The following is a 1,732-nucleotide window of genomic DNA, read 5'->3' as shown; positions in this document are numbered from 1 at the left end:
TCCCAACTGTTTTTGATAGAACCGGCATATATTTTGATAACTTTAAAATCAGAGCTTTTCCAACTACATACTTAATTGGAAAAGATGGAGAAATAAAAAGAGTTATACCAGGAGCTATGAATAAAGAACAGCTATTAAAACTTATTAAAGATAATCGTTAATATGTAATTGAGCCATATTCCCACTTAAAATTTTAAATGGAAGTATGGCTCATCCTATCTGGGGTATATTAATTGATAATTTTTTAAATTTGTTAAATTTAATTTTTTATAAAAAATCCCTTTATTTTTTCAATTAGAGTACTCTCTTTTTCAGATTTTATCCCCTTATCTTTTAACTTGGTTTTAATCATTTTTTTCACCTTTCCATTGGGACAAATATTACACATTTTAGCTTTGCATCTTTCACAGCCTATTGATATTTTTTCTAATCTTTTTTCTAACTCATCTATCTCCATAACTTCTCCCAAATATTGCTATTTAATCTCCTCCAAACTATATATAACATCTTTTCTAGATTTTAATTCATTACATCTATTGCACCAATAGCTAACTGAACCACATGCTGCTAATTTTTCTAGTTCCTCTTTATCTTTGGGACAATATGCTTTTTTTACATATTTTTTCCCACATTTTTTACAAATATATTCATTTCCTATTTTCTCTAAAGTTTCACCACAATTTAAACAAATATCCATTTTTCCTCCTCTAAATAGTTTTATTTATATTTTCTAAAAGTTGTAATAAACTCTTTTCATAATTTTTATCCTGATCCACTGTTCTTTTTCGAGGACCTTTTGTTTTTTTCCCTGCATTTCTCATTTTTTGTGACATATGTCTACTAAAAAGTAGGCTTTCTATATTATATGTATTATAGATTAACCCATCCTGATTTATCCCATAAGCACTCTTTGAAAGTATAATTGAAGCTAATCCATAATCTTGAGTAACAATAATATCATTTGCACAAGTCTTTGATATTATTGCAAAATCTACCTCATCTGCTCCTTGAGTTACAACAACTGTTTCCACTCCCTCTCTTATAATTTTATGAGCATCATCACACACTATTATACATTCTATATTTTTTTCTTTAGCTATCCTTATAGTTTTATCTGTTACAGGACAAGCATCTGCATCTATTATTATTTTCATTAACTTAACATCCTTTTTCTTTATTTGATTATCACATTTTAGCAATATTTAAATACTAAATCAAGAAATTACATATCTTTTTAATAGAATTTATGCTACACTAAAAAGATAGCTTTTTTAGGAGGAATTATGGAATTAAATACTACCGAATATGACTTAACTTTTGTTCATCTTAATGATATTCATGGAAGAGTAAACGGTGAAAGCAATGGAATTGATATCTCTAAATTTTTCACTTTTCTAAAAGAATTACGTAAAAATAAAAATAATGGTAAAGTTTTTTTGATAGATTCAGGTGATACACTTCATGGAACCCCTTTTGCAAATCTTTCTAAAGGGGAATCTATTATTGAACTTTTTAATCTTTTACAATGGGATTATACCACTTTAGGAAACCATGACTTTAACTATGGGTATGAACATTTAAAAAAACTTCTTTCTTTACAAAATTATAAAACATTGGCTTTAAACTTAGTTGATTCTAATAGCAGTAAAAATCTACTTCCTTTTGATATTGTCAATATCAATGGAATTAATATCTGTTTCTTTGGTATTATTACACCTGAAACCTACTATAA

General features: G+C 27.0%; 4 protein-coding genes. 1 reads left to right on the top strand and 3 read right to left on the bottom strand.

Annotation, left to right across the window (positions count from 1 at the left end; all coding sequences use genetic code 11):
• Nucleotides 1-259 precede the first annotated feature (259 nt).
• The 3 genes from ACMOUI_RS03320 to ACMOUI_RS03310 are packed head-to-tail and all read right to left on the bottom strand — an operon-like array spanning nt 260 to nt 1,154.
• Nucleotides 260-457, bottom strand: a complete 198-nt coding sequence (locus ACMOUI_RS03320) for a hypothetical protein (RefSeq protein ID WP_418964326.1) — start codon at nt 455-457, stop codon at nt 260-262.
• 18 nt (nt 458-475) lie between these two features.
• Nucleotides 476-697, bottom strand: a complete 222-nt coding sequence (locus ACMOUI_RS03315) for a zinc-ribbon domain-containing protein (RefSeq protein ID WP_418964325.1) — start codon at nt 695-697, stop codon at nt 476-478.
• Nucleotides 698-707: 10 nt separating this feature from the next.
• Entirely contained in the window at nt 708-1,154 is a 447-nt protein-coding gene (locus ACMOUI_RS03310; protein WP_418964324.1) for a YaiI/YqxD family protein, read from the bottom strand.
• A 129-nt stretch (nt 1,155-1,283) separates the two neighbouring features.
• Between ACMOUI_RS03310 and ACMOUI_RS03305 the strand changes: the two genes are divergently transcribed.
• A partial coding sequence (locus ACMOUI_RS03305; protein ID WP_418964323.1) for a metallophosphoesterase occupies nt 1,284-1,732 on the top strand: 449 nt, incomplete at its 3' end.

The organism is Cetobacterium sp. (genome assembly GCF_048470075.1).
Classification (GTDB): Bacteria; Fusobacteriota; Fusobacteriia; order Fusobacteriales; family Fusobacteriaceae; genus Cetobacterium_A.
Note: the sequence above shows the minus strand (reverse complement) of the source record. Positions and strands in the feature narration are given on the sequence as shown.